Annotated in this window: 16 protein-coding genes and 1 other annotated feature; of the genes, 3 read left to right on the forward strand and 13 right to left on the reverse strand. The window is 44.5% G+C overall.

All coding sequences use genetic code 11. The features are described 5' to 3' along the window. Nucleotides 1-152: 152 nt before the first annotated feature. On the reverse strand, nt 153-5,780 hold the full coding sequence (locus E0485_RS17185; RefSeq protein ID WP_132419312.1) for a S8 family serine peptidase: 5,628 nt from the start codon (nt 5,778-5,780) through the stop codon (nt 153-155). A gap of 383 nt (nt 5,781-6,163) precedes the next feature. Further along, nucleotides 6,164-6,360, forward strand: a binding site (T-box leader). Between the two features lie 98 nt (nt 6,361-6,458). Here E0485_RS17185 and nhaC point away from each other — a divergent pair. Beyond that, entirely contained in the window at nt 6,459-7,889 is a 1,431-nt protein-coding gene (gene nhaC, locus E0485_RS17190; RefSeq protein ID WP_132419313.1) for a Na+/H+ antiporter NhaC, read from the forward strand. Next, nucleotides 7,882-8,745, forward strand: a complete 864-nt coding sequence (locus tag E0485_RS17195) for an MBL fold metallo-hydrolase (RefSeq protein ID WP_132419314.1) — start codon at nt 7,882-7,884, stop codon at nt 8,743-8,745. The genes nhaC and E0485_RS17195 overlap by 8 nt, the downstream gene beginning before the upstream one ends. A 90-nt stretch (nt 8,746-8,835) precedes the next feature. Here E0485_RS17195 and E0485_RS17200 read toward each other — a convergent pair whose 3' ends face one another. Both E0485_RS17200 and E0485_RS17205 read right to left on the reverse strand, forming a co-directional pair. After that, entirely contained in the window at nt 8,836-10,365 is a 1,530-nt protein-coding gene (locus E0485_RS17200; RefSeq protein ID WP_165921218.1) for a methyl-accepting chemotaxis protein, read from the reverse strand. 263 nt (nt 10,366-10,628) lie between these two features. Then, nucleotides 10,629-11,177, reverse strand: coding sequence for a pyridoxamine 5'-phosphate oxidase family protein (locus tag E0485_RS17205; RefSeq protein ID WP_132419316.1), 549 nt, complete (start codon nt 11,175-11,177; stop codon nt 10,629-10,631). Between the two features lie 211 nt (nt 11,178-11,388). Between E0485_RS17205 and pdxR the strand changes: the two genes are divergently transcribed. Beyond that, a complete protein-coding gene (gene pdxR / locus E0485_RS17210) occupies nt 11,389-12,819 on the forward strand; it encodes a MocR-like pyridoxine biosynthesis transcription factor PdxR (protein ID WP_132419317.1) in 1,431 nt (476 codons plus the stop codon). Between the two features lie 152 nt (nt 12,820-12,971). On the opposite strand, the gene E0485_RS17215 is transcribed toward pdxR, so the two are convergent. The 10 genes from E0485_RS17215 to E0485_RS17260 all read right to left on the reverse strand — a co-directional run bounded on the left by E0485_RS17215 (nt 12,972) and on the right by E0485_RS17260 (nt 25,845). Continuing rightward, complete coding sequence (locus tag E0485_RS17215; protein ID WP_132419318.1) at nt 12,972-13,730, reverse strand: ABC transporter ATP-binding protein; 759 nt, start codon at nt 13,728-13,730, stop codon at nt 12,972-12,974. 4 nt (nt 13,731-13,734) lie between these two features. Then, nucleotides 13,735-16,053: an ABC transporter permease gene (locus tag E0485_RS17220; RefSeq protein WP_132419319.1), complete on the reverse strand. Its 2,319-nt coding sequence runs from the start codon at nt 16,051-16,053 to the stop codon at nt 13,735-13,737. Continuing rightward, entirely contained in the window at nt 16,038-17,336 is a 1,299-nt protein-coding gene (locus E0485_RS17225; protein ID WP_132419320.1) for an MFS transporter, read from the reverse strand. The genes E0485_RS17220 and E0485_RS17225 overlap by 16 nt, the downstream gene beginning before the upstream one ends. Further along, nucleotides 17,329-17,976, reverse strand: a complete 648-nt coding sequence (locus tag E0485_RS17230; protein ID WP_132419321.1) for a TetR/AcrR family transcriptional regulator — start codon at nt 17,974-17,976, stop codon at nt 17,329-17,331. Before E0485_RS17230 ends, E0485_RS17225 begins: the two co-directional genes overlap by 8 nt. 139 nt (nt 17,977-18,115) lie before the next feature. Further along, nucleotides 18,116-19,456: an NRAMP family divalent metal transporter gene (locus E0485_RS17235; RefSeq protein WP_132419322.1), complete on the reverse strand. Its 1,341-nt coding sequence runs from the start codon at nt 19,454-19,456 to the stop codon at nt 18,116-18,118. A gap of 34 nt (nt 19,457-19,490) precedes the next feature. Then, on the reverse strand, nt 19,491-19,727 hold the full coding sequence (locus E0485_RS17240) for a hypothetical protein (protein WP_132419323.1): 237 nt from the start codon (nt 19,725-19,727) through the stop codon (nt 19,491-19,493). 3 nt (nt 19,728-19,730) lie between these two features. Continuing rightward, nucleotides 19,731-19,967, reverse strand: coding sequence for a DUF5132 domain-containing protein (locus E0485_RS17245; RefSeq protein WP_132419324.1), 237 nt, complete (start codon nt 19,965-19,967; stop codon nt 19,731-19,733). 52 nt (nt 19,968-20,019) lie between these two features. Then, nucleotides 20,020-24,624, reverse strand: coding sequence for a cation-translocating P-type ATPase (locus tag E0485_RS17250; protein ID WP_132419325.1), 4,605 nt, complete (start codon nt 24,622-24,624; stop codon nt 20,020-20,022). A gap of 23 nt (nt 24,625-24,647) precedes the next feature. Next, the gene (locus E0485_RS17255; RefSeq protein WP_132419326.1) at nt 24,648-24,896 is read right to left on the reverse strand and encodes a hypothetical protein; all 249 of its coding nucleotides are present in this window, start codon (nt 24,894-24,896) and stop codon (nt 24,648-24,650) included. Between the two features lie 292 nt (nt 24,897-25,188). Next, nucleotides 25,189-25,845: a response regulator gene (locus E0485_RS17260; RefSeq protein ID WP_132419327.1), complete on the reverse strand. Its 657-nt coding sequence runs from the start codon at nt 25,843-25,845 to the stop codon at nt 25,189-25,191. Between the last annotated feature and the right edge of the window lie 33 nt (nt 25,846-25,878).

Below are 25,878 nucleotides of genomic sequence, written 5' to 3' on the forward strand. Positions count from 1 at the left end.
CTTTCGACGGGTTTATTGAAATAAACCTAATTGCAATGAGTTTATTACAGTAAACCTCGATTGTCAATAGTTGGGCTCAAATGGTATAGGTTAAAGGAAGTAAAAAGCAGACCTCCGAAGAAGTCTGCTTTTTATTTATCCTATGGATACGATTAAATTTTACCGAAGAGCTTCATCAAACGATAGAGAACAGCAGTCATTTGCGCGCGAGTAGAACTTTCATTTGGAGCGAAATTGTTGTTATCCGTTCCAAAGATCAATCCTTTATCCACCGCATACGCTACCGCGGCTTGGGCATCGGACGAAATCTGATCTTTATCCTTGAAGTTTAATTGCACTTCTTTGCCTTGTAGATCGACTTTCATGGCATTGACCATCAGTACGACCATTTCTTCGCGATTCAGAATATCGCCTGCCCCTGCCATCGCAACGTAATAGCTCCAATCTTTCCCTTGGCCAAGAATACGATCCAAGAGCGCCATGAATTCTGCGCGTATAATCGTATCGTTTGGAGCGAACTCAGAATCGCTTTTCCCATAGGTTACGTGTTGAGCCGCGATAACCTCAATTTCATGTTTGGCCCAATGGGCTTGAATATCGTTGAACGAAATTTGATACTCCATCAGTTCGAAGGAACCGAGCGTAGATGTCGTAAGTTTAATGTTCCCTGGCTGATGCGTGGCATTGTATCCTACATATGCCCAGCTACCGCTTCCATCTTGCTGGTAAACGCCTACTCTTTGCAAATCAATTACTTTGTTGGACGGCTTGAAGTTGATCTCTATCGGATGAGTCAATTTTCCATTATCGCTGCCAATCGTTACGATCTGCGATACGACGGTTGTATGATTTTTGTCAGGATCTTTTACCGATAAGATTAATTTAAATCCATTTGCACCAATAAAATCAGCCAATGCATCCGCAGGAATCCTAATGGTGAATCCATTGCCTGTAAGGATCAATCCTTTGCCGGATGCCAGTAGTTTGCCAGCCGTTGCTTTATCGAAGATTACATCTACACTGTTGTAGTCGTTGAAATTAATATCAGTCACGTCCAGCGTGACGTCAGCCGCTGACGAAACTTTCAATCCGGTGTTAATAACCTCAGTCGAAACGCTTAGCGTTGCAAAAGTCGTATCCTTATCGTTTTTCTTAATAAAGAGCGTTCCAGCTTTTACTTTCTTACCTGTTGGTGCAGAAGTCGAAGGTGAGCTTGATGCAGAACCCGAAGACGAGCCTGGATTGGATGGGGTTCCTGGATCAGAATCATCTGTTACGGTGACTGATACCCCGTAAGTTTTGCCTTCGTAAGATACAGTGATCGTCGTATTCCCTGCTCCTACGGCTGTCACCTTTCCGGTATTGCTTACCGTAACAATGTTCGTACCTGATACGCTATACGATGCATTATTTGTAACTACTTTCTCACTTTCATCGCTATATGCCGCGGTGACCGTTAGCTGAGCATTCTGCCCAACTGTTAGAGCTACATGATTAGGTGATACCGATATCGACGTTAATACAGGATCGACTGGAGTCGTGGTGTCGTCTGTGACGGAAACGGGTACCTTAGAGATTTCACCTTCGTAAGATACGGTTACTGTCGTTTCACCTATTTCTACGGCTGTCACCTTTCCGGTATCACTTACTGTAACAATGCCTGTATCTGGTACGCTATACGCTGCATCACTTGTAACGTCTTCCTTGCTTCCATCGCTATACACCGCGGTGACTGCAAGCTGAGCAACCTTCCCAACTGTTAGATTTACACTTTTCGGCGATACCGATATCGACGTTAATTCGACTGGAGTTGTAGTGTCGTCTGTGACGGTGACTGGTACCTCGGAGGTTATACCTTCGTAAGACACAGATATCATCGTTGTCCCTGCTCCTACAGCTATTACCTTTCCGGTATTGTCTACCGTAACAATGTCTTTATCTGTATCTAGCACGCTATACGTTGCATCACTTGTAACGTCCTTCTCGCTTCCATCGCTATACGCCGCGGTGACAGCAAGCTGAGTATTCTCCCCAACTTCTAGAGCTACCCTGTCTGGCGATATCGTAATCGACTTTAATTCAGGCTCGACTGGAGTTGTAGTGACTTTAACGGGTACCTCGGAGGATTTACCTTCGTAAGATACACTCACTGTAGTTATGCCTTCTCCTACAGCTGTCACCTTTCCGGTATTGTCTACCGTAACAATGTCTTTATCTGTATCTGGTACGCTATACGTTGCATCGCTTGTAACGTCCTTCTCGCTTTCATCACTATACTTCGCGGTGACCGCAAGCTGAGAATATTTCCCAACTTCTAGAGATACGCTGTCCGGCGATACCGATATCGACGTTAATTCTGTAACGGTTACGGTAACGGTAACGGATACCGAAACCGACTTCCCTCCATAAGAAACCGTTATCGTTGTGTTGCCTTCACCTACAGCAGTTACTTTACCGCTGTCGTCAACGTTTATGACAGCCGGATCGTAATCAGTATAGGTTGCCGCAGACGTGACGTTATCATCGCTTACTGGGAATGGCTTGCCGTCTACGTCAATATATTGGGCCGTTACCTTAAGATCTGCAGTGGAACCGACATTTAAGGTTAAAGTCTCGGGCGCCACTGTAATTCCGCTTAACTCGGGTTCTACGCTAATACTAACGACTTTCTCCGCATGATTAGCTGCCGCGTCGTCCACGATCAATTTCAGCTTATTCGTACCTTTCTTTAAACCGCTTAACGCGATTTCGAATTTGCCGTCTTGATCGAGCGTTACCTGTCCAGAGGAAATCGATTCGTCGTTGCTGCCCGATAGTTCGTATTTCATATGCAAGTTGTCGTTCACGTCGTAATCCAAGTCTGTTTCTTCCTCGACAACAGGACCGAATTTCACGTATGAATCGTCGATCGAACCGGAGAACTGCAAGCTCGAACCCGCAACATTTAGGCTGTCAAGCGAAACGAATTTAGGCGTGCTTACCTTGACATACACCGGAAGCCATTGCGCAGTCGTTACCCCCGTTGTAGAGGATTGCCCTACAATTTGCATGGCAAAGACGCTTTCCGGAGCTTTCACGTTTAGGGTCGTTCCCGACGTTCCCCACGCATGATAATTACCATTAAAGGTTAACGTTTTTGCTCCCGTTGTCACGCTGCTAGTGTTCAGAATCCATCCGATAGAACCGTCTCCATAATATCCACCGGTCATATCGTTTAGATCATAAAGTTCAATATACGTACCTCCTTGCCTATCGTAGAATTCATATCTCACAGTCGTGCTGTCCAGCTTGCCATCCTCGTTTGGCGAGATATGGTTGCTATCGATCGCAAAGCTCTTCAATCCCGTCGGTGGGGCAAAATTCGCTGCGAAAGGAAGAATTAGATTGGTCGTACCGTTTGTAATCGTCACGTAACCCAGAATTTCGTTTCCAGTAGTTCCAGTCCCTTTCGGAACATTTAGCGACACGTTCAAGGTTTGCTCATCGGTTAACGTAAAGCTGGACTTATCGACCGTTACGTTCGAGCTCGCTAGTGTACCTGTCGCTGCTTTCGTCATTTGGACGGATACCGTATAATCGCTTGGGCTTCCGCTTAAGTTTTTGACAAGAATAGACCGCGTTACCGTTACTGGATTGTTCGCATTCGCAGTCACGTTGCCGAAGGTGATTGTGCCTTTGGTATAGTCATAAGTCTTACTAGAAAAAGTCGTTTGATCCAATTCATACGCGAGCGCTTCGGTCGTCGCCGCTTTAAGTGGTTGAATGCGTCCCGGACCTTGAGCAAAGACGTCGTATTTGCTTACATCCAGTTGCTTAGCCGTATTCGAAATCGCGACTTTGATATCGAACGCAGTCCAATCCGGATGCTCCGATTTAAGCAGAGCCACAACCGCCGCTACATGCGGAGCCGCCATACTTGTTCCCGAAAAACGATCATAGGACTCGGAATAGTCTGGCCGAGGCAGCCCTTGATCGTCATAATCTTTAGCATAGGCAGGTACCGTTGACATGATGTTGGTTCCAGGAGCGGAGATGTCCGGTTTAATATCAAAGACCGGATTAGCAGGTCCGCGTGAACTGGAGCTACTCATATCGTCACCTATAGTCGTACCGGTGGTGAATCCACCGAAGGTAACGGTACCCGATTTCGTCGCAAGAGCCGTTCGCAGCGCGTTTCCGTCCGTGTAGGACATATCAAACGTTGGGATGGACGAGAAGTAATCTCCCAATAAGACCCCTGCTGGCCCTGGAGCATTCGTTCCGCTTGAAGAGTTGTGAACAATAACTGCTACAGCGCCTGCATCTTTCGCTGCGGCAATTTTATCCACGAAGGCAATCGTTCCGCGAGCAACGAGAGCGACTTTACCGTTAACATCCAGACCTGTGTAATCCGTCGCTTGACCTATGTTAGGGACTGCGACGATATCATACGTTCCCGTCAAAATGTCTTTCGGTGCTGTGCCGAATTTCCAAGACATCAAATTCATCGAATATGGTGTGCTGGTTCCCGTTCCGTCTAGCGTTACGGTAGCCGTTCCGGCCATTGTTTTTTCCGGAACTGTAGAGTTGCCCACCGATATCGCGAAAGCTGCCGTACTTGGACTACCGATCGTTCCTCTATTTGGACCTGAGTTACCTGTAGCGACAACTGATATCGTACCTGCTAGAACCGCATTGTTGATTGCGATCGCGTCAGAAAGAGTTTGGCTATTCGTAGTTCCACCTAAAGATAGATTGATAATGTCCATATGCTCTGCTACGGCCTTATCGATACCCGCAATAACCCCTGAATTCGAACCGCTCCCGTACGCGCCTAGTACGCGATAAGCATATATTTCAACCGAAGGGGCAAGCCCTTTTATACCAAAAGAGTTGTTGCCTTGAGCGGCAATAATTCCGGCAACATGAGTACCATGTTCGGTATTGAAGGGATTTCCGGTAGTAGGGTCCGTCCACGGTCTATTATCAGGATGATCCAGCGGCGTAGTTTCATACGGATCGTCTCCTCTAGTACGAGCGTATCCCGTTGTTGGAGAACCGTTTACTTCTTGCGTAATAAAGTTATGCCCGCCTTTATATACGTCTTTTAATTCTGGATGATAATAATCGATTCCGGTGTCTATAACACCTACTTTAAGTCCTTGGCCCGTATAACCTAAGTTCCATACGGCTGGAACGTCAAGGAATGGATTACTATTACTCAGCGTCGGATGGACTTCGCTATCCGACTCCTTTGAGGACTCTACTCCCAGAGCGTGAACTTCCACGTCAGGCTCTACCATTTGAACGCCGTCCAGCTTAAGCAGCTGTTCCACTTGACTTGCCTTTACCTTAAGAGATACCCCATTAAATGTATAATTGTATGTATAGCCCACGCTGGCTTTGATACTATTGCTACTTAATTGACCCATAAAGCTTTTTTGCTGTTTATCGATTTTTAGTTTCGTGCTTTGTTCTGTGGCTGTGGTAAATGATTTGCCCTGAAGCGTATTCATCCCCTTCACTAAAGCTACCGGGGCTTCGGATAACTCGACTATAACCGAAATTTCCTCGTCGCCGGTAAGGTTTTGTAAATCAGGATGCAGCACAGGCTCTTGCCCTTCTGTAAATGTATTCTGATCAACAATCTCCTGCATTTTTGCGCGCACTTCAGAACTTAGAAACTTGGCCGTCGATTCTCCGTTTGATTCCGATGCATATGCGGAAATCGGAGACAGTAAGGAAAATAGCGTCAATACAACGATTAGCAAACGACTTAAAAATAAACGTGGATTCTTCAAGCGGCTAAACACTCCTTTACTATTATTTCAAGATAGGTTCTAGCAGGTTTTTACCCCCTTTTAAATATTCTGGAAATTACAACGGTACAACTTAAAATATATGATACATAATGTATCATGTCAACGCTTTCATTGTAACATAATGTATCTGGAATAAAATTTCTTAAACTTAAGAATGCGTTGAAATGAAATACGACACTCTATACCAATTTTTCGGTGTAGAGTGCCGTATTTCGAGCTTTTATGTAACCCGATTATTCCTTTATCGTTAATAAAATATGATCGACAACTATCAAAATAGTTGTTGACAAACAATTTAGGAGGACTATAATAGCTTTTAACGCAAGAAAGCCAAAAAGCGTCAAAATGTAAAAGTAAATATCACAAAAGTGTTGAACTAATACAGTAGCTGTCTGTAGCGGAAAATCAGAGACTTAGTGGTTGGTGCGAACTAAGCCGGAGCAAGCAGCGAAATACAATTAGGGAGCTGACTAACGTCCGGCAATGCCGTTAAATAATTGAGTGAACAAAAGCTTATTTTTGTTAATCAGGGTGGTACCGCGGAACTTCCGTCCCTATTTAGGGATGGAGGTTCTTTTTTATTTTATAGAGATTGTTCAACAAGTCGACTTATGAACATGAACCAAAACAACTACGACATAAAGGAGTGAAACGAACATGAAACGACAAGTATCAATTAGCTTAGCGCTCTTGCCTATTTTGGCGCTTATTGCTGCAGGTGCTGCCTCTATCTTCATTTGGAAGGCTGGCATGTTTATCCCGTTAATAATTAGCATCATCGTCACCGTTCTCGTAGGGGTGAAGAGCGGATATAGATGGAAAGAACTTGAAGACATGATGGTTAGCGGCGTATCCAAAGCATTGCCTGCGATTTTCATCTTGCTTGTCATTGGGATGATCGTCGGAACATGGATCTCAAGCGGAGTTATTCCGACCATGATCTACTACGGCTTGTCCTTTATTCACCCCTCTTTCTTTGTTCCGGCAGTTGCGGTTGTCACCGGCATCGTGGCGATTACGCTTGGCAGCTCCTTCACTTCGATCGCGACGATTGGATTGGCATTCATGGTCATCGGTGAAGGGATGGGCTTCTCCCCTGGCTTGATTGCGGGAGCGGTCATTTCCGGCGCATTCTTTGGTGATAAACTGTCGCCGTTATCCGATACAACGAATATTGCACCAGCAATGGCGGAAACAGATTTGTTCAGCCATGTACGGCATATGCTCTGGGATACGATTCCTGCATTCGCCATCGCCGTTGCACTATACGCGCTGTTCGGTACCCGCTCGGTACAAGGCTCGGTGGATACTGCTAATATCGATATGATATTGAATGGGATTCAACATACGTTTATTATTCACCCGCTACTGCTATTGCTGCCGGTATTGACGATTTTCCTAATGATCAAGAAACTACCGGCATTGCCGACACTGCTGTTGGTAGGCATCATTGGAGGGATAATTTCTATCGTTGTACAAGGAGAATCCATCACATCGATGGTGAACACGATGACGAACGGGTTCCATACGGAATCCGGTGTGAAGGCAGTTGATTCCTTGTTGAATCGAGGCGGTCTTGTCTCCATGCTGAATACGATTGGTTTATTGACGATCGCGACTGCGCTTGGCGGACTACTGGAAGGGACTCAAATCTTTCAAGCTCTTGTTCGGCCTATCGTGGTTAGAATCAGGACTTCAAGCTCACTTATTGCAACAACGATTGCATCGACTTTCCTTGTTGCGTTCGCTAGCGGTGCACAGTTTCTTGCGATCATATTGCCGTCCAGAACTTTCGTCCAAACTTACAAGGACATGAACATAGATACGAAAAATCTATCGAGATGCGTCGAGGCGGCTGGTACGGTCGGCATTACATTAGTTCCATGGGGAGTTCCTGCTGTATTCGCAGCCAACATGCTCGGCGTAAGCCCGGAACAATTCATCCCATACATCTTCTTCGCCTTCTTGGTTCCGCTTATCAATATCTTTTATGGGATTACGGGTTGGACGATCGTGAAGAAGGAATACCCAACGCGTTCGTTCCAGAAGCAACGGAATGCGGCAGTAGGAGGAATGAGTCATGAATGAAGTCATTGTCAATATTATCGGGACAGCCCAGGATGCAGGCGTGCCGCATCCGAACTGCTTTTGTCAGAACTGCATAAACGCCATACACAACGGAACGCGCAGGTTCGCTGCTTCTTTAGCCATTATTGAGCCTGATCGGAAGCAATGGCATCTTATTGATGCGACACCGGACATGCGCGAGCAGATGGCAGATATACAAATGAAGTACCGCCTTCAGGGGCAGATCATGAACAGTATTTGGCTGACCCATGCACACATTGGTCACTACCCCGGATTGATGTTTCTGGGAAGAGAAGCGATCGGAGCACAAGGAATTCCGGTCTTCTGCGGGAATAACATGAAGCAGATGCTTGAAGCGAATGCGCCTTGGTCACAGTTGGTGGAGCTGAACAATATTCAATTGAACAGCATTGGGCACGAGCAACAGGAACAACTGTCCCCTTCTGTACGCATCACGCCAATTGAAGTGCCTCATCGCAATGAGCTATCAGAAACATTCGGCTTCTGGATCGAAGGTCCAACTCGCAAGCTGCTTTATATCCCGGATATTGACCGTTGGGATGAGTGGGATCGAGACATTTATGACGTGGCCAAGAAAGCGGACATCTGCTTATTAGACGGGACCTTCCATTCTATTGAAGAGATAGAACAAATGGGACGCAATTATAAAGAGATCCCCCATCCTGTCATGACGGAGACGATGGATCGACTGCAGGACTTGGCAGAGCATACCGAAATCTATTTTACGCATTTCAATCATACGAACCCTGTCAACGATCAAGCAAGTGCCTTTGCACAGCTTGTTCAAAATAGAGCGTTTTACATCGCTGAAGATGGAATGGAACTGAAATTATAAAATTGTGAGCATTGCCTACCTTGGATTAACGAGATGGCAGTGCTTTTTTCATTTTCCGAGCTCATGGTGATACACATCGCTTAAAATTTCTTAATGAGAGAACTTCGCAACTAAGTCTTCTAATTCATCAGCTAACTTCATTAATGTATCTGATACATCTAATATCATTTCAATTCCCTTTTGTTGTTCTTCCATCGAATGAGCGACCATACTAGCGGCAGATTCATTATGTTCTGCAATTGCAGAAACCTCTTCAACAGAAGCAGATACTTGCTGACTGCTTGCTGACATTTCCTCTGCTATGGCCGACATTTCTTCAATTTGGCTGGCAATAAGCTCCGAATCTTTCACGATATTTTCAAAAGATTGACCAACTTCATGGATGACTTTAATTCCAGTGCTAACATTATGGATTCCGGCAATCATAACTTCTACCGTAGCATCTGTACTCACATGTATCTCATGAATAAGTTCTGCAATTTCTTTAGCGGATTCTTGTGATTGTTCGGCTAATTTCCTTACCTCGCCAGCAACTACAGCAAATCCTTTTCCATTCTCTCCAGCTCTTGCTGCTTCAATGGCAGCATTTAATGAAAGAAGATTGGTTTGCCGAGAAATTGAACCTATCACTTGTACAATTTCATCAATTTTGTCCGTTCGCTCTCTTAACATCATGATCGTATCAGATAGTTCTTGAACCGATTGATTGATTGTGCTCATTTGCACTACAGCTGATTCTACAATCTTGTCGCCGTTTTTAGCCACTTGTACTGTCGATCGCGAATGCTCCGAAATATAATTAGACGTCTCAGCAACTTTTTGGATACCCGTGGACATTTCATTCATTGCCGTTGCACTTTCTTTTGTTGCCGAGGCCTGTTGTTGTGCCGTTGTTGTGACTTGCTGCATCGTATCAACTATATTTTGGCTTTCCATAGTTGATTTCTTAATATTTATGGACAAGGTAGTCGAAGTATCTATGATTTGTTTTGACGCCACAGCAATATTCGATAGAATATGCTTTAAATCTTTCGCTTTTATTTCATTTTCTTTTTCTAGCTGCAGCGTATATTTCTTTTTTGTATAAACCTGCAAGATCGTTGCACCACTTGTCAAAATTAGAAAAATCGCATGAATCATCAATAAACCGAAATGATAGTTGCTCGTTCCGCAAAGCAATTCCGGGGCAAAAAAGTAGCCAGCAAAATGCTGTACTGCAAAAATAACGGTACTAATTAATATAAGGGGAATGGATTCATAGTAGGAAATGGCGGCAATAACCATAAAAATGGAAAAATGATACTCGACCATTCCGTTTCCGCCAGCAATGATGGAAATACTGCCAAACGTTAATGTCAATGTGTTTAATAAGGGAAGATATTTTTTATATCGAGAATTTGTGAAGGTTATTACAACAGATATTAGCCCCAATAGGATTGGAATGGTGAATATGATATTCAGTAAAAAAAGAAATCGTCCAGGCACCGCATTCATTTTATTAAAAAATAGATAATCACCGAAAATGTTATACACCCTATGTAAAAGATGTACGACTGCGGATAAACCCATCACCCCTATCGATAGTATGAGCATTATACGATTTTTATCTTGCTTTAGCATGCTATTACTTCCCCCTATGTACATAACTCTAGTAATAGTTTACCAAACTGATCTGAATAACTATATAGATTTTTTACAATCGAAAAAAACGCACTCGTATCTCCGAATAATAACCACTATTTATGATACGGTTCAGCTTAACGGGGTATCGGCGAAAAAACGAAAGGAGCATGCCGCGGCAGCTCCCTGATCGTTTATAGAGCAATTATACATTGAACTTCCGCACACGTTAGCTTAGCGCAAGTCGTAACGGTATCTTGGTGTTAAATTTCTCTTCCGAAATTCATAACCGTTCTATACATTTTTTCTGCTTCGATTGGACTTTCTTTTGCCGTCATATGGTGCGGAATAACACGGCAAACTTGAACCGGTCCGCCGAACACAGCCGACCTATACTTGTCTACATGCTTCTTCGACAAGGGGCGGTTATAATAGCCGGGTACGTATTTATTGATCATTTCCTGAAGCACATGGGTGGCTTCGTCCAAATCTGCGATTGGCTCAGCTTGTCCAAATATCATTACGCTCATATAAGCCGTATCCGTTTTGGCAGGTACCGGATCCGTGATGGTCCCGTATTCCTCACATACCGTAAAACATACCTCTGCATTTTCATTCATGACATGATTACGCCTTCCATCTCCGGCCCCGTGAAAATAGAGCTTCCCCTCAGTCCACACATAATTAAGCGGTACAACATAGGGCAGGTTCCCATCAACCAACCCAAGATACCCAATTCTCGCATGATGAAGGAAACTTTCAATTTTCTCTTGATCCCGGCATTCCCTGATCTTATAACGAACCGAATTCATTTCAAAATCTCCCCTTTCACTCGTAACATATTCATCCCACCCCAAACCCCGATACTATTCTAGAGTGCAGCAATGACCCGGTTGCAAATACCGGCGTTATTACGGTAGTATATCAGTGAATGGATTGCGTTAAAACATCCAAACATCACGATTATGAGCAATCCATAATGAGTATTTTATGATTGGAATTTCTAACTTGGAGATGTGTGCGATGATGAAAGTAATTCGTAATGATAAGCGACCAATCTGGCAGCAATTGCTTGATCAAGCGATTCATAATATTACTAGCGGGATCTGGGCGCCAGGGGAATTGCTGATTCCTTCCCGTGAACTTGCTCACATGGTAGGTGTCTCTCGCTCAACGATACAGATCGTCTATGAGGAATTGCTAAGTCGAGGCTATACGGTTACATCTCGCCGAGGAGGGACGCGGGTTAATAAATGGAAGCAAGCCACTGAATCAACGAAGGAAATAATTGCAGATGGCCCCATCCCCCCCTCACTTCCTTTGTTAAACTCGGCTGTCGATCAATTACATGACTGGTTCGGAGGCCAAGAACAGCGAGAAGTGGATGTTGATTTTAGTCCCCATGAACCCTATTTAGATGGGCAATTTCAAAAGAACTGGCGACAATCACTTCTTCACGCATCCGCTGCTATGGACTTATCAAACTGGGCTTACGGTAATCCCTATGGTTTCACACCATTACGTGAGCAAATTCAGCGTTATTTATCACTTGAACGAGGCATCCATGTCCAAACAAATCAGATTCTGTTGACCTCAGGAGCTCAGCACAGTATTGACTTAATCGCACAATCCCTTTTAGCTGACGGGGACACTGTCTCTGTAGAAGATCCCGGTTTTCCAGCTGCCTGGATGGCGATGAAATATCGGCGTATGAATGTGGTGCCCGTTCCCGTTGATGAGTATGGTCTAGTGGTTGAGAAGATTCACCCACAATCCAAACTGATCTTTACGACCCCTTCGCACCAGTGCGCGGTCGGGGTCGTTACGTCGGAACCGCGTAGGCAACAATTGCTACATAAGGCAGCTCAAGAACAATTCTGGATTATTGAGGACGATTATGATAGTGAATTTCGATATCGCGGGGAACCACTTCCAACGCTGTTTAGCCAGGCATCTAATAATACCTTGTACCTCATGAGTTTTTCTAAAATGATTGCTCCAGGCATTCGAATTTCGGCTATCGTTGGCTCTATGGAGGCAATTGCTCAACTAGCCAGGGTACAGGAGCTGACTTACCGTCATCTTCCGATTATGGATCAGCTGACTCTAACCCACTTCATAAAGAATGGGCATTTTATGCGCCATATGAGAAGAGTCAGAAATGTGTACCGACGAAGACACGAAGCCATGACAAAGGCTATAATGGCTAGCGGTTTAGGGGAGCGTTTCACACTAAGTGGGATAGAAACGGGATTGCATATGTTCCTTGAAGCTGAAGAGTCATACGACGAAGAAACCGTAACAAAGTTAGCTCTTCAAAAGGGAGTACGTGTATACCCTCTTCGACCCTATTGTTTGGAAAGCAAACGAAAGGGATGGGTATTGGGGTTTGCAAAAGTAGATGAAGCATCGATTGAGCAGGGGATTCATCGTCTTGCGAAGTTGATCTTATAGGGTCATCTTCACAAGCAAATTTCGTGGGTCCTCTACGCTCTTCCCACCCAAAAATTTAGCCGTCACTTACGGTACAGTTCAGCGTATCGTCATTCAGCGAAAAAAGGCACCCAACTAGGTGCCTTTCGAGTCAAATAACTATAAACAACCTATTATATTCCGATTTCCCTCATTTTCACCGCCACTTTCTCGACCCTGCCATCCATATCCGTCCCGTTAAACTTCGGAAGCTTCAGATCGCTGACGATGTTTCCATCACGCATAAATAAAATACGCTCCGTCCGCGCTGCAACATTGGCATCGTGGGTGACAAGCATTACCGCAGTCCCCTCTGAGTTGATTTCTGACAAGATATCCATAATCTCCTGCGCCGTTGTTGAGTTGAGCGCACCCGTAGGTTCGTCACCGAAGATAATTCTTGGGTTATTCATAAGTGCGCGGCATATTCCCGCACGCTGGAGCTGACCTCCCGAAACCTGCGTAATGTCGCGCTTTTCCAGCTCCGCAATGCCAACTCTTTTCATAAGTGCTCTTGCTTTTCCCGTGATTTTGGCTGCGTTTTTTCTGTTGTCTCGCATGGACGGAAGAATGATGTTGTCTAGGATATTCAGATTTCGCAGCATCGTCGGCTGTTGGAACACAAATCCCATTGTTGTTCTACGTAGATCCGACAGCTCGTTCTCATCGACCTCCGATAAATCCTTGCCGTCAACAATGACTTTTCCACTGTTAACACGATCCGTCCCGCTCAGCGCAAACATCAGCGTTGATTTTCCCGAGCCGGATGGCCCCATCACCGCTACGAATTCACCCTCATTTATTTCCACGGTCACGCCATCCAAAACATTGCGCTTCTCGTCTCCCTCGCCAAAAGATTTTACGATATGGTCACCGATAATAATCTTATTCATATGCCTACTCCTTTATATGTTCGGAAATTTTGATTTGTCCTGCGCGTGAAGTGCCGATAATTGTTGCGATCAGTACCGAGCCTATCATTAGGAGCGGACTGAACAGATACGCAGAAAGCGGATTGACCGTAAAATGAAACTTAGACGCGCCAAATGATGAGATCGCCGCTCCAGCCAGCATTTCCCCGAGAGTGTTAGCCAAAAGCGTACCGAGAACAATTCCGACAATCAGGACGAATACCGAACGCGAAATATACTGCGTCTTCATATCCGAGTTGGTGAAACCGAACGCTTTCATGACGGCAATAGAATATCTGTCTTTTGCGACAAGCATTTTCATAAACAACAGCGTAACCAATACCGTAATCAACAGCGCGACGACAATTGCCGATTTCGATGCCATTCCCACGGAGCGTATGGTTGAGCCGAATGTCTGTGCCATATATTCATCAATGTCCGAAACCTTCGCAAAATCAAATCTGTTCGCATATTCCGCAACCTTGCTGGCGGTAAGAGATGGATCCGAAAGCTCCGCACTGATCACATACCACATGATCTTCGCCGAATGGTCGGTGAACACAGCTTTTGCGGTTTTACCTCCATTCGTAATGTCCGAATAAATGCCGCTTACCGTGAGGTTTCGTTCCTTCCCCTCAATCGTCAGTGTAATGATATCGCCGACCTTTTTTCCGAGCTCACCCGCGTTCATAGCCGAAAGTGCAATTTCGTTGTCTGCAGTGGGTGCTCTGCCCTCGGAATATTCTACAGGGAATATGGAATGGTCGCCGAGCTCTATTTTCAACCTTTCCTCCGAACCGTCCCCCGTCTTTGTTTTGAATGTTTTTGTTGTAAACACGGTATACTTGGCAATGGTGCTGTCGCTACTCATCGTTTTTATAATTTCATCAGCTTTATCAGACATATTGTCGGTCTGCTGAATATCTATACGCATATCGCTATTACCGATCCCCATATATTTGGTGAAGCTTTTGGAGGAAATCGTGTTGTGCAGATTCTGCGGAACAATAATGATAAATGCCGAAATCATCAACACCACAAGCATTGTCGCGTAAAGTTTTTTCCGTGCGAGAACATCTTTGACACCGAGAAAAACATTCGTGCTTAGCAGCCTGTTACTGCTTAGGTTAAAGCGCTTTGCGCCCGCGGCTTTTTCCTGCGAAGTGCCAAAGCGGATGGCTTCGGCAGCAGATATTTTACGAAAACGTCTCAACACTCCACTTACATAGGCTATGATTGCAAGGAATACAAGCAGGATGCCGATGATTCCAAACAACAAGGCAAAAGAGGAATTGTCGCTTTTACCCAAATTAAGTCGGATATTTTCAAGAAGCATGCCTTTGAATACAAAAGAAAGCGCGAAACCGACCATACAACCCGCCGCGGCAATCGCTGCATACTTAGCAAGATAAATTCTCTTTATGTCAGAAATCCGCAATCCAATTGCCTTCATAACGCCAATTTCGCGGTACTCATCTTCGACCTTCGCAAGAAGCGTAAATCGTATGCACATCAATGCGATTACAACGACAAGCACGCTGACAAGAAGGATAACCCCTATCATCATTCCGTCGGAAAGCGCATTAAGCATTTTGAAAAGTGGATATGTAATTGTTGGTCCGTTCATTTCTAGACCTGCTGAAGTATATGCCGTTTCGAATTCGCTAAGCTTCGATAAATCCTTTAATCTAAACTCAATCAGATACTCAATATTTCCTAAATTTTCAAGCTCCTCAAAATCATGTTTACTGATCAGAAACCTCTTGGAAGAGGCAAGCATGGAATTCATTTGCGAATCACGAAGAAAACCCGTAACCGTAAATTCCTTCCCGCTTATGATCGCCTTATCGCCAACCTTTGTAATGCCGTCCTTTTTGTAGCTGATGGGAACATATAGCTCCCCGTCGGATACGTTTATAACACTACCGTCAAGATCAAGGAGATAATCGAACTTTTTGTTTTGTATACTGAACCCGTTGTCCTGAACACTACTGGCAAGCGATCGGTCGCCAAATCGAATTTGCGAACCGTCCATGTTGAGGAATTCAACCACCTGAAATTCATCGACATTGCTATTGTGCTCAGCAAAAGCCTGTAGTCGCTCAGAATCGATCTCACCTGCATGCATCTGCATCAAATGCGGCGTTTTCGCCGTAGTCATGAGTTCATTAAGAGCTCCTGAAAGATTGACGATAAGGATCGCGGCAAGCGCAACAAGCATGGCTGCGGCAGCGACAAATATCGTTGTTGTTAGCGTTAATGCTTTGCTTTTCCGAATATCATTGCGAATTATTTTGTAATACATAAGTCACCTCTGTCTTCAAGCCTTTTCACCGATTTCAAATTGTACAAAATGATTGCAGTAACACATAACAAAATCCCAGCGATAATAATTAGTAATCCCGTTCCTCTACCACTGCCCGTACCGATGATCTGTCCCACACTGTCAGCAAGTACTCCGCCTTCAACTAACAAAGGAGTGAACACATAATCCGCAAGCACACCCGAAAATCCATAAGCGGCAACAAATCCAAGCTGTGATATTAACCCTATAAGTGACCACGCTCTGCCCTGAACGGAATTATCAATGTTTGTGCGACAAAGAAAATCTAAGCTTACGTTGGCAAATGGCATCATTGAAAAAAAGAGAAAACCCGAAATACAGATCAAAACAATATTTTCACGTAATCCGAACACCGCCATAAACAATCCTACGAAAAACAATGAAATCGAAAGAAGTTTTACATAACCCTTTTTTATCGGAAGAAATCCGATGAATACGCTGGATACAAGCATGCCCGTAGCGACAATGGTCTCGACCGTCCCTACGACGGTGCTGTTCGTAAAAGCAAGCAGCATTGGTATGGAGAGTGTTTCAATTACTCCTAGGAAGAATGTCAGCACCGATGTCATAATCACAAGAACAAGCACGCCCCTATTTTCTGCAATGGCACCCCAGCCTTCTTTGAATTCTCGAATAAACGATTTGGCCTGTTCACTCGCCTTGGAAGCAAGACCTCGACGAACGGCAAGAGTTGTAGGAACCGTAACTAAAAAAGTGCAAATGTCAATAACAAGCAGTTGCTTGATATCCGAAACGGTGAGCAGAAATCCCGCAATGATCGGAGAAATTAGAAATTTGGCCGAACCCGCTACCTGGACAAGACCGCTTGCCTTGGAGTACTGCTCTTCGGTAAGCAAATCCGTAACCGTCGCTTTGTATGCCGGATCGAGTAATGATGAAAATACCGAGCTTATAGTAACACCTACGCAAATTTGCCATAACTGTGCTTCTCCATTGAGCATGCACATCAGAATAAATATAAGCCCCAATGCAGAAAGGCCATCGCCTAGAACCATTAAAAGCCTGCGGTCATAAAGGTCTGCAAGCACACCCGCAAATACACTTAAGAGAAGCGACGGCATAAAAGCCAGCAAGGTTACAAGCGCCATTGCCGATGCCTTTCCCGTCTGCTGGAATACGTAGATCCCAAGCCCGAACGCCGTCAGCCCGCCTCCGATCGATGAAATAAACTGTCCTGACCATAAAACAAGAAATCTCCTGAAAGGGTTCCTTGAATCATTCATTGCTTCCTCCATTTCTACCACCAAACATCTTCATGATGTACGTTAGGCTACCGCTTTCGACTCCTAGCAGCCTTTCGATGTTGAAAACAAACGCCTGCATGCGTATAACAAGCTCTTCATTCGTCATTTGAACCATATCACCATCAAAAACGGTATTGGCATAAGTCACAACCATTTCCATGCATTCATATGGGAAAGGCGTGCTGAATAGTCCCTGCTCTATCCCTTCGCGGATGATTTCCGCCAGGATCGGCGTAATACCGTTGATGATGACCTTTTGTATTTTCTGATGCATCAGCGCATTCTGCGGCTTGTGGATGTGCTCCATAATTTCTTTGCTGCTTCCTCCACTTACATTCAGAGCCATAACAACGCGAATAATCCGCTCGACTACGGGTATGCTTTTGTCTAAGGCAATTTCTTGCGCCGCACTTAAAAGACGATCATTATACCGATCAATTAGTGCGTCCATAATATCCTCCTTCGACTTGAAGTGATGATACAATGTCCCACGTGCAATTCCGACCTTTTCGAGAATATCGTTTGTACTTGTACCGTCAAAGCCCTTCTGACCAAACAGTTCATCAGCCGCATCAAGTATTTCGTTCTTGCGTTCTTCTGCTTTTTTCACAACTCTCATTTTTGTGCCTCCATTTTAATCGACCGACTGTCTGTCTATAAAATAATAGCATGCTTTACTTTTTTGTCAAGGGATTACAAGCAAAATAAAACGGCCTCAGTCCAATGGAATTTAGGACAAAGGCCGCTTAATTTTTGACTCACATAATACCCATTACTGTGAAAATAATCGTTACAACCGACACGGCCGAGTATATCGATACGATTCCCCAGCCAACTATCCGTTTCCACCCAGGATTAGCGTATTCCCCCATAAGCTTTCGATTGCCCGTAAGCAGAACTAAAAAGATCAGATCTGGAACAAACAACATTATCGCAAAAATTTGAGTAAAGACAGCTAACATACTTAACGGCAAGTCAGGGATTAAAATAGCCACGGCTCCCACTAACAGACAGCCAAAATAGAAAGCATAGAACTTTGGCGCTTCTGATATTTTATGGTTTTGACTCCTCTTCCAGCCAAAGGCTCCGGCAACGGTATAGGACGAAGAAAAGGAAATGGTGATTGCCGCAAGCCAACCGGCATTAAATAATCCCAAAGCAAACAAGATACTACCTAAGCGGCCTGTAATCGGCTCGAAAGCGGTAATTAATTCTGATGGATTGGAATCATCGAGATTTGCCACCTGTCCAAAGAGTGCAGCACCTGCAATCATGACGGCCGCCGCAAAGAGCGGCTGTAACAGAGAACCCAATCCAATGTCGATCCGTCCTAACCGCAAATCTTTGCGGGTTAACCCTTTATCCAGGGTCGTGTTATTGTTGTAATACAACATAAATGGAGCGATGGCATTTCCGATTGTTGCCAAGATAAATATCAAGACCCCATTTTCTTGTAGATCCCATGATACATCTGGCCAACTTGTAAATACTTTTCCGATTTCAGTCGGATCGGGATGGGACATAAAGGCGACAATGATGAATACAACATTGATTGCCCCGACCAATATCCCTAATCGTTCTTTTGACCAGTATCCCATAAAAAGTAATACAACACAGACAAAGGCGAAACTAATGAGATCAGCTAGCCATAGCGACAGACCCATCAGTGTAAGTCCAGCGGTCATTCCTACAAACTCGGTGATTATGTACATCAGGTTTGCGAGTGTTAATGCCGCCACACTGGTCCAATGCCAGAACTTTCCGAAATGGTTAAGAAGCAATTGTCTATATTCGGTTTTGGTTACCGCCCCTAGACGCATCGACATCTCCTGCATGTTATAGTCAATTGGCGCGAGCAGGAATAGCAAAGGGAGGAAGAAGCTTATGCCAAACATGGCTCCTGTCATCGTATAACTGATCATTCCTCCGGCATCATTGTTGGACAGCGAAGAAATGATACCTGGCCCTAAAAGTGCCCAAAACAGCCATAGCTTTCTTTTATATCCTGTCTTGCCTTTTGTCACATTCTCTTTAAAGGAAATACTTTCGTCCGATAGATTTCCTTCTTGAGAGGCTAAAGCTGAATGTACTTCGCTCATTCCACTTTCACTTCCCATCTGATTTATTGATTAATTATAGAAATTTCGGAAGGGAAATCCATTTAAATAAGTTCATCCGGTTCTTCTTTCCACTATCACGAACAGCAGCAAAAAAACTGTTGATAAAGCTCCCCCACTTCTGTCCTATTTCCTTTTGCAGCTCTTGATTTTGTGCCACCACAGCCACACTCTGATTTAGAGCCTCATTTAAGTGATTTAAGGCTTGTTGCAAATGAAAGTCGATATTTTGATCTATTTCTACCGAAGTCATTGTTTATTCCCCTCTTTCATCCGTGATAATAAGCTCTTGATCAAATTGCTGCTGCATTCTTTCAAATTGAGCCTCAACAATAATGTCTTCTATTTCCTCCTTGATCAGTTGAACAGAGGATTTCGCTTTTTTCACACCCGCCACAGCAAGTGGATAGATGCTTTCTTTAATTACCGGAATTAAGACGGGGATGGCCACGGCCAAGGCAGCCCCGATTACCCATTTTTCGATTCGTATCATTCTCTTTACCTCCTCGGTTATTGCACAGCAATGCTGGCATCGAAAGCATAAGCTACGCGACTTTTAAACCTGGCTGTTGAACAATTGCAGAAGAAGCAATCTTGTTACCAGATAAAAATTTCAAAATAGGTTTTGATAGCTTCGAGACAGAACCTGCTACGAGGAGGACTGGAACCCATTGTTTTAATGTCAGCGGAACGGTATGGAATACGCGAGCTATCGGAGGGACGTACAAGCAGCCAAGCAGAGCTAACCATGAGAACCCTAACGCGGTGACGAAGAAGCGATCTTTGGACCAATCGCGAACCGTTTCATCGTTGCCCTCTTGTCTCCAGGAAAATGTTTGAATTAATTGTCCAGCGACCAAAGTCGCAAAAGCTGCTGTCTGAGCTACGGCAACGGGAACCCCGGCTGCAAGACTGCATGCAAACACACCGAGCGATCCAATGCCAAGCAGTACGCCTCGCGTTACTACTTTTTGATACAATGGTTTATCAATAATATCTTGCCGTTTGGTCTGTTTCGTCTTATTTCCAGGGTTAACCGCCAAAATCATGGCAGGTAAAGCATCCGTCAGCAGATTCATCAATAAAATTTGTATCGGAACGAGTGGTATAGGCAGCCCGGCGATGACTGAGGCAGTGGTGACGAGAATCTCCGCTAAATTGCCTGTTAATAAACAACCTATCGCTTTTCGAATGTTGCTGATAATCGTTCTTCCTTCCTTCACCCCGTCGACAATCGTTCCGAAATGATCCTCCTTCAAAATCATATCCGCTGCTTCTTTTGTGACTTCTGTACCCATTTGTCCCATCGCAATACCGACATTCGCTTTCTTAATGGCAGGCGTATCGTTCACACCGTCTCCGGTCATAGCAACGATCTGTCCGCAATTCTGGAAGGCCGTTACAATTTGTAGTTTATGCTCAGGAGTCACCCTAGCGAAAATCGATACGCCCATGACTCTATCCGCCAATTCTTTATCAGATAAAAGCTCTATTTCAGCCCCTGTTAAGACTTGACTATCCCCGTCCCAAATGCTTAATTGCTTGGCAATCGCAATGGCCGTAACGGGATGATCCCCCGTAATCATTACCGGTTTCACACCCAATGCGTGAGCTTCACGAATGCTTTGTTCTACATTAGGTTTTGGCGGATCGATCATCCCTGCCATCCCAACATAGATGAGGTCGTTCCCCATCCATTCTTCCATGTTCTTATTCCAGTGGATTCGGCGATACGCAAACCCTAATACACGTAGAGCATCGCTGGCCAATTTCTCGTTTTGCTGTAAAATAATTTGTTTTTGTTCATCCGTTAGTGGATAAATCTCCCCATTTTCCTGGTACCACTCGCAATCGCGAAGAATAGCTTCTATTGAACCTTTGGCATAGAGATAATAGTCTTGATCCCACTCAGAACTTTGGCAAACCACAACCATCTTACCCGACATAGAATCAAATGGGATTTCATGATGGCGTTTCCACGTTGTTATATCCTCTCCAGGCGATGACGTTTTAGCTGCCAGACATAATAAGGCTCCCTCCGTCGGATCTCCTTGGACCTCCCATCGACCATCTTGTTCTGCTAACTTACTATTGTTGCATAGAACTCCTATTCGAATTAGCTGTTCCAAATCCGGATGATGGTTCTGCTGAATAGCCACAGGATCATTCGTTTCATCCGCTTTCAATTCATTTATTATGGTCGTAACAGCCACTTCATCCGTTATTCGTTCTACAACCGATCCGTCTGGGTTATATCCGTCTCCAGTTACACTCCATAGACGATTTACTGTAGCAATGACTTTTACTGTCATTTCATTTTTGGTAAGCGTGCCGGTTTTATCTGAGCAAATGACAGTTGTTCTTCCTAACGTCTCTAAGGCGGATAATTTGCGTATCACTGCATTTTTTTTGGTCATCCGAAAAATACCGGCGCTTAAAGCGATTGTAATCATAACGGGAAGACCTTCAGGAACGGCAGAAGCTGCAAGCGCTACTGATGTCATAACCATTTGGGATACAGGGATGCCTCGAAGTAAACCGGTTACAAGCATAAGTCCACCTGCAATCGCTGCTCCTTTTAGGAACTTTTTCGTAATTGAAGTTACTTTCATTTGTAATGGAGTTGCCTCCATTTCATCACTCTGCTTCATAAGGGACATAACGTGCCCCATTTCCGTTCTCATCCCCGTTGTCACTACGACACTGACAGCTTTTCCACGGGTTACTGATGTACCCATATAGAGCATGTTATTACGCTCCGGCAGCGGACAATCCGCTTCAACTGGCTGATGCCCTTTTTCAATCGGAAGAGACTCCCCAGTTAACGTCGCCTCGTTGACCTGTAAGTTCCAGGAACGAATGATGCGAAGATCCGCAGGCACCCTGTCTCCCGCTTCCAGATAAACAATATCACTTGGGACCAATTCTGCGCTCGATATATGCAATTCTTGCCCTTCTCTAATCACCTTGCACATAGACGGCTGAAACTGATTAAGAGCGTCAACCACTTTTTCTGCCTTACGTTCTTGGACGGTTCCAATTGCGGCATTCGCAAGGACGATGGCTCCCATGGCTAATCCATCGAACAGTCCTCCAGAAACAATAGCTAGTGTCGCTGCGCCGAGAAGGACAAGCGTTGTAAACTCTTTAAATTGCCGAAAATATGATACGATCCAGGGAATTTGCTGTTTGGACTGCAGCTGGTTCATCCCATATACATTCCTTATCAAAGTAACTTGATTGGCATCTAGTCCCTGATGTTCATCTACTTGGAATTGCTCCATAATTTCCTGTGAGGTTCTGCTATGCCATAGAACGGGTTCTGAAGTGGCAGCAACTTCTTGAACTGCCGTATAGATGGGTCCAGTCGGTTCAGAGGTGAGCGCGAGTTTATCGCTTGCCTGCGTTGATCTCGTCAAGAACGTCAGAAGAATCGAATTCGCCATTAGAGCGATGACAGGTGCAGCTATACCAAAAGGAATCGCCAATACAGCGCCGATTACATTCCATAATTTACTCACACGGAAATGTTGATGGACAACCTCTTTCATTTGAACGGCATAGTCCAGTGACCGTTGTATATCCCTGAACTGCACCATGGACACGATTGGAATATCTGAATTTCGCAAGTAACCGTTTGCAATAGTGCTGCGATTTCCGGTTACTAGCAGAATCTCCTCCCCTTGTGACCGCAGCGCAGCGATTCGTTCAATCACTTGCCCTTCTTGGATATGTGACCAACTGTCATCAACTCCATAACCGGCAAGTTTCTCGCTATTGATCAATAAACTATTATGTAGAACACCTATTCGCCATTTGTTCCGAGCGCATACCATCGCCATATTTTCGAATGCAGTATTGAACCGGGCCGGCTCACCAATGATCAATCCCAGACATTTTGTGTCATTATTGTTCGTCCTTCTGAACACAAACTGTACATTGAACCCCGCCCTTTGCATTCTTTTGGCTTCAAGTTGGTACTCATCAGCATTCAAATGATGTTGCCCAATGAATGTTCTGCTGCCGATGAAAATTTCAGCACCTTGAAGCCTTCCTTTCATGCCATGGTCTTCCTCCTCCACATGAAAAGCAGTGCGTAGGGTTCGACCGGTTTGTTCCGCCTTGCTGACCACTTCTTTCTTCCAAGGGTGACGGCTTTTTTTCATGAGCGAAGCAGCGGCACACCATAGTTCAATATCTTCAACTGAATAGGAGACGCAGCGAAGGTCTTGTGTTTCTTCATCAAAAATTTGAGAGGTATCTTCAAACAAGATGGTTGTGGTACGAGATAACTGTGATAATGATCCACGATCAGGAATCATATAACCTCTTTCTTTTGATTTAAGTTCCGCCAGGTTCCAGGCATATTCTGCAGATGCGGTTGCTGCTCTGGGATTGGCCGCGAGTAGAACTGCCATTCCACGAAGCGGATCTCTAGTTAGAGTCCAGGTTGCCCCTCCAAGAATCATTCCCCACTTCGAAGCCCTTTCGCTATAGGTGTGCATTTCCTTGGATAAAGGGGATCTTTGCGATTTCTGATTTCCTTCATTCCCGTTTATCTGGCCTCGTTTCCATTCGAGATACTGCAGTAGACTTAGCCCGGCCAAAATGACAAGGTTCTCTCGAATTAGAGCAAGCGCTAATGTGGCTGTTCCTAGAATTAAATCCGCATTCCACTTTTTATCCTTTAACAATTGTTGAAAACCTCGTTTAAGGAATGGATATCCCGCAATGATTGAAACTGCCCCGGCTAACATAAAGGAAGAGGTGCTTCTTGACAAAGCCGATCTCCCCAGCAGGAGCTGTTTACCCCCAAGAAAACCGAGCCCAGCGACAGATAGTACTAAAGGTAATGGGATTCGCGGAGGAATCGTTGTCTTACTGTCAACCTGATACTCCGAGAACCATTGTTTCTCAATCGAACAAATGGTTTGACTAATGTCATCCATGGAAATCCGTTGTTCATCAAAAGTAAGAAGAACTCTACCCGTATCCGAACAAGGCTTAACACTATAGATTCCTTCTCGTTGCCCCAGCTCTTGCATGATTAAGCTTGCTATTTTACTGTTATACTTTAGCCCGAATACTTCCATACGGACTCTTCCCGGGAGGGTACGAATGAACCTATCATGAAACGGTTTGTAAGACATCGCAACTCTCCTTACTGTTGTGTTTAACTTTCAGGATTGATCTCTGGCTCTTCCGTTAAGCTTTGCTCAGAACGAGCTTCTTTGACCAAAGAAGCCAACTGTTCTTGCACTTCCGAAGTCGAATCCCGAACTCGATCGAATAATCCTAGAATACTTGCCGTTCCTTTGACAGCCAAACTACGCGCCTTCTTTCTAGCTTCAGGCGATGCAGCAAGAGCTAATATAGCTGCAGTAAGAATCAGACCAAAGGGGGACTTAAAGAATCGCAACATGAACCATCTCTCCTTATTTTTAAATTGGGTATTTAACCCTTTCCTGCTAAAACTAGTTAACAAGAACCTTGTGTTTATAGACTACATTACTCGTAATTAATAGACCATGATCATATTGGATAGATCATCATAGTGATATTAGACTATTTTTTCCTAGTCATTTTATATAAGAAGAAACGGTTTCACCGTCCATAATGGACGGGTGCGTTTCTCATAAAAAAACTCCAAAGCATGAGGTTAACGATCAACATTAACCACATGTTTTGGAGTTACGGGGATACAAAACTTCAGTTCACAGATTCTCATTCCCTTTGACAATGCCTTCCCTTACTGCATAGGCGGCAGCTTGCACCCTGTTTGACATATGTAATTTATCCAGAATATTTCTTACATGATTGCGAACCGTATTTTCGCTTATGTACAAACGTCTTGCAATGTCGCGGTTTGACAACCCCATCCCTAGCTCTCGCAATACTTCAATTTCCCGGCTCGTCAATGATTCGATCAATGAAGCGGCAGATGACTCCAGATTCGTAATTTCAAGCATCATTTTGATGGCCAAGTTACTTGGAATAACAGCTTCTCCAGCGGCCACCCTTCGAATTGCATTTACTAAATCATCAGGATCAATCGATTTTATGACATATCCCTGAGCCCCATATTTCACGGCTTCATAAAGTGATCGCTCTTCCTCATTAACCGTCAGGATAAGCACTCGAGTTGCCACAGCCAGGTCCTGAAAGTGACGAATCACCTCTATTCCGCTCATGACAGGCATGCAAAGATCCATGATTAAGACATCAGGCTGCAATTGTTTCACAACTCTTATTGCCTCTTCACCGTTGCTGGCCTCGCCAACGACTTCGATATCTTCAACTGTTTTCAATATCCCTATAACTCCACGTCGAAACAGAAGATGATCATCGACAACCAAAACACTTATAGGCATTTCATCACCTCAACTATGAATTGATTTCAATAA

Origin of the sequence: Paenibacillus albiflavus (assembly GCF_004344915.1) — a bacterium.
Classification (GTDB): domain Bacteria; phylum Bacillota; class Bacilli; order Paenibacillales; family NBRC-103111; genus Paenibacillus_AM; species Paenibacillus_AM albiflavus.

Excerpts from the sequence above, each read along its gene's own strand:
- E0485_RS17235 (WP_132419322.1), bottom strand. The coding sequence starts at position 19,456 with ATGAGCGAAGTACATTCAGCTTTAGCCTCTCAAGAAGGAAATCTATCG.
- E0485_RS17205 (WP_132419316.1), bottom strand. The coding sequence starts at position 11,177 with ATGAATTCGGTTCGTTATAAGATCAGGGAATGCCGGGATCAAGAGAAA.
- E0485_RS17195 (WP_132419314.1), top strand. The coding sequence starts at position 7,882 with ATGAATGAAGTCATTGTCAATATTATCGGGACAGCCCAGGATGCAGGC.
- E0485_RS17215 (WP_132419318.1), bottom strand. The coding sequence starts at position 13,730 with ATGAATAAGATTATTATCGGTGACCATATCGTAAAATCTTTTGGCGAG.
- E0485_RS17260 (WP_132419327.1), bottom strand. The coding sequence starts at position 25,845 with ATGCCTATAAGTGTTTTGGTTGTCGATGATCATCTTCTGTTTCGACGT.
- E0485_RS17240 (WP_132419323.1), bottom strand. The coding sequence starts at position 19,727 with ATGACTTCGGTAGAAATAGATCAAAATATCGACTTTCATTTGCAACAA.
- E0485_RS17255 (WP_132419326.1), bottom strand. The coding sequence starts at position 24,896 with ATGTTGCGATTCTTTAAGTCCCCCTTTGGTCTGATTCTTACTGCAGCT.
- nhaC (WP_132419313.1), top strand. The coding sequence starts at position 6,459 with ATGAAACGACAAGTATCAATTAGCTTAGCGCTCTTGCCTATTTTGGCG.
- E0485_RS17225 (WP_132419320.1), bottom strand. The coding sequence starts at position 17,336 with ATGAATGATTCAAGGAACCCTTTCAGGAGATTTCTTGTTTTATGGTCA.
- E0485_RS17230 (WP_132419321.1), bottom strand. The coding sequence starts at position 17,976 with ATGAGAGTTGTGAAAAAAGCAGAAGAACGCAAGAACGAAATACTTGAT.
- E0485_RS17250 (WP_132419325.1), bottom strand. The coding sequence starts at position 24,624 with ATGTCTTACAAACCGTTTCATGATAGGTTCATTCGTACCCTCCCGGGA.
- E0485_RS17245 (WP_132419324.1), bottom strand. The coding sequence starts at position 19,967 with ATGATACGAATCGAAAAATGGGTAATCGGGGCTGCCTTGGCCGTGGCC.
- E0485_RS17200 (WP_165921218.1), bottom strand. The coding sequence starts at position 10,365 with ATGCTAAAGCAAGATAAAAATCGTATAATGCTCATACTATCGATAGGG.
- pdxR (WP_132419317.1), top strand. The coding sequence starts at position 11,389 with ATGATGAAAGTAATTCGTAATGATAAGCGACCAATCTGGCAGCAATTG.
- E0485_RS17220 (WP_132419319.1), bottom strand. The coding sequence starts at position 16,053 with ATGTATTACAAAATAATTCGCAATGATATTCGGAAAAGCAAAGCATTA.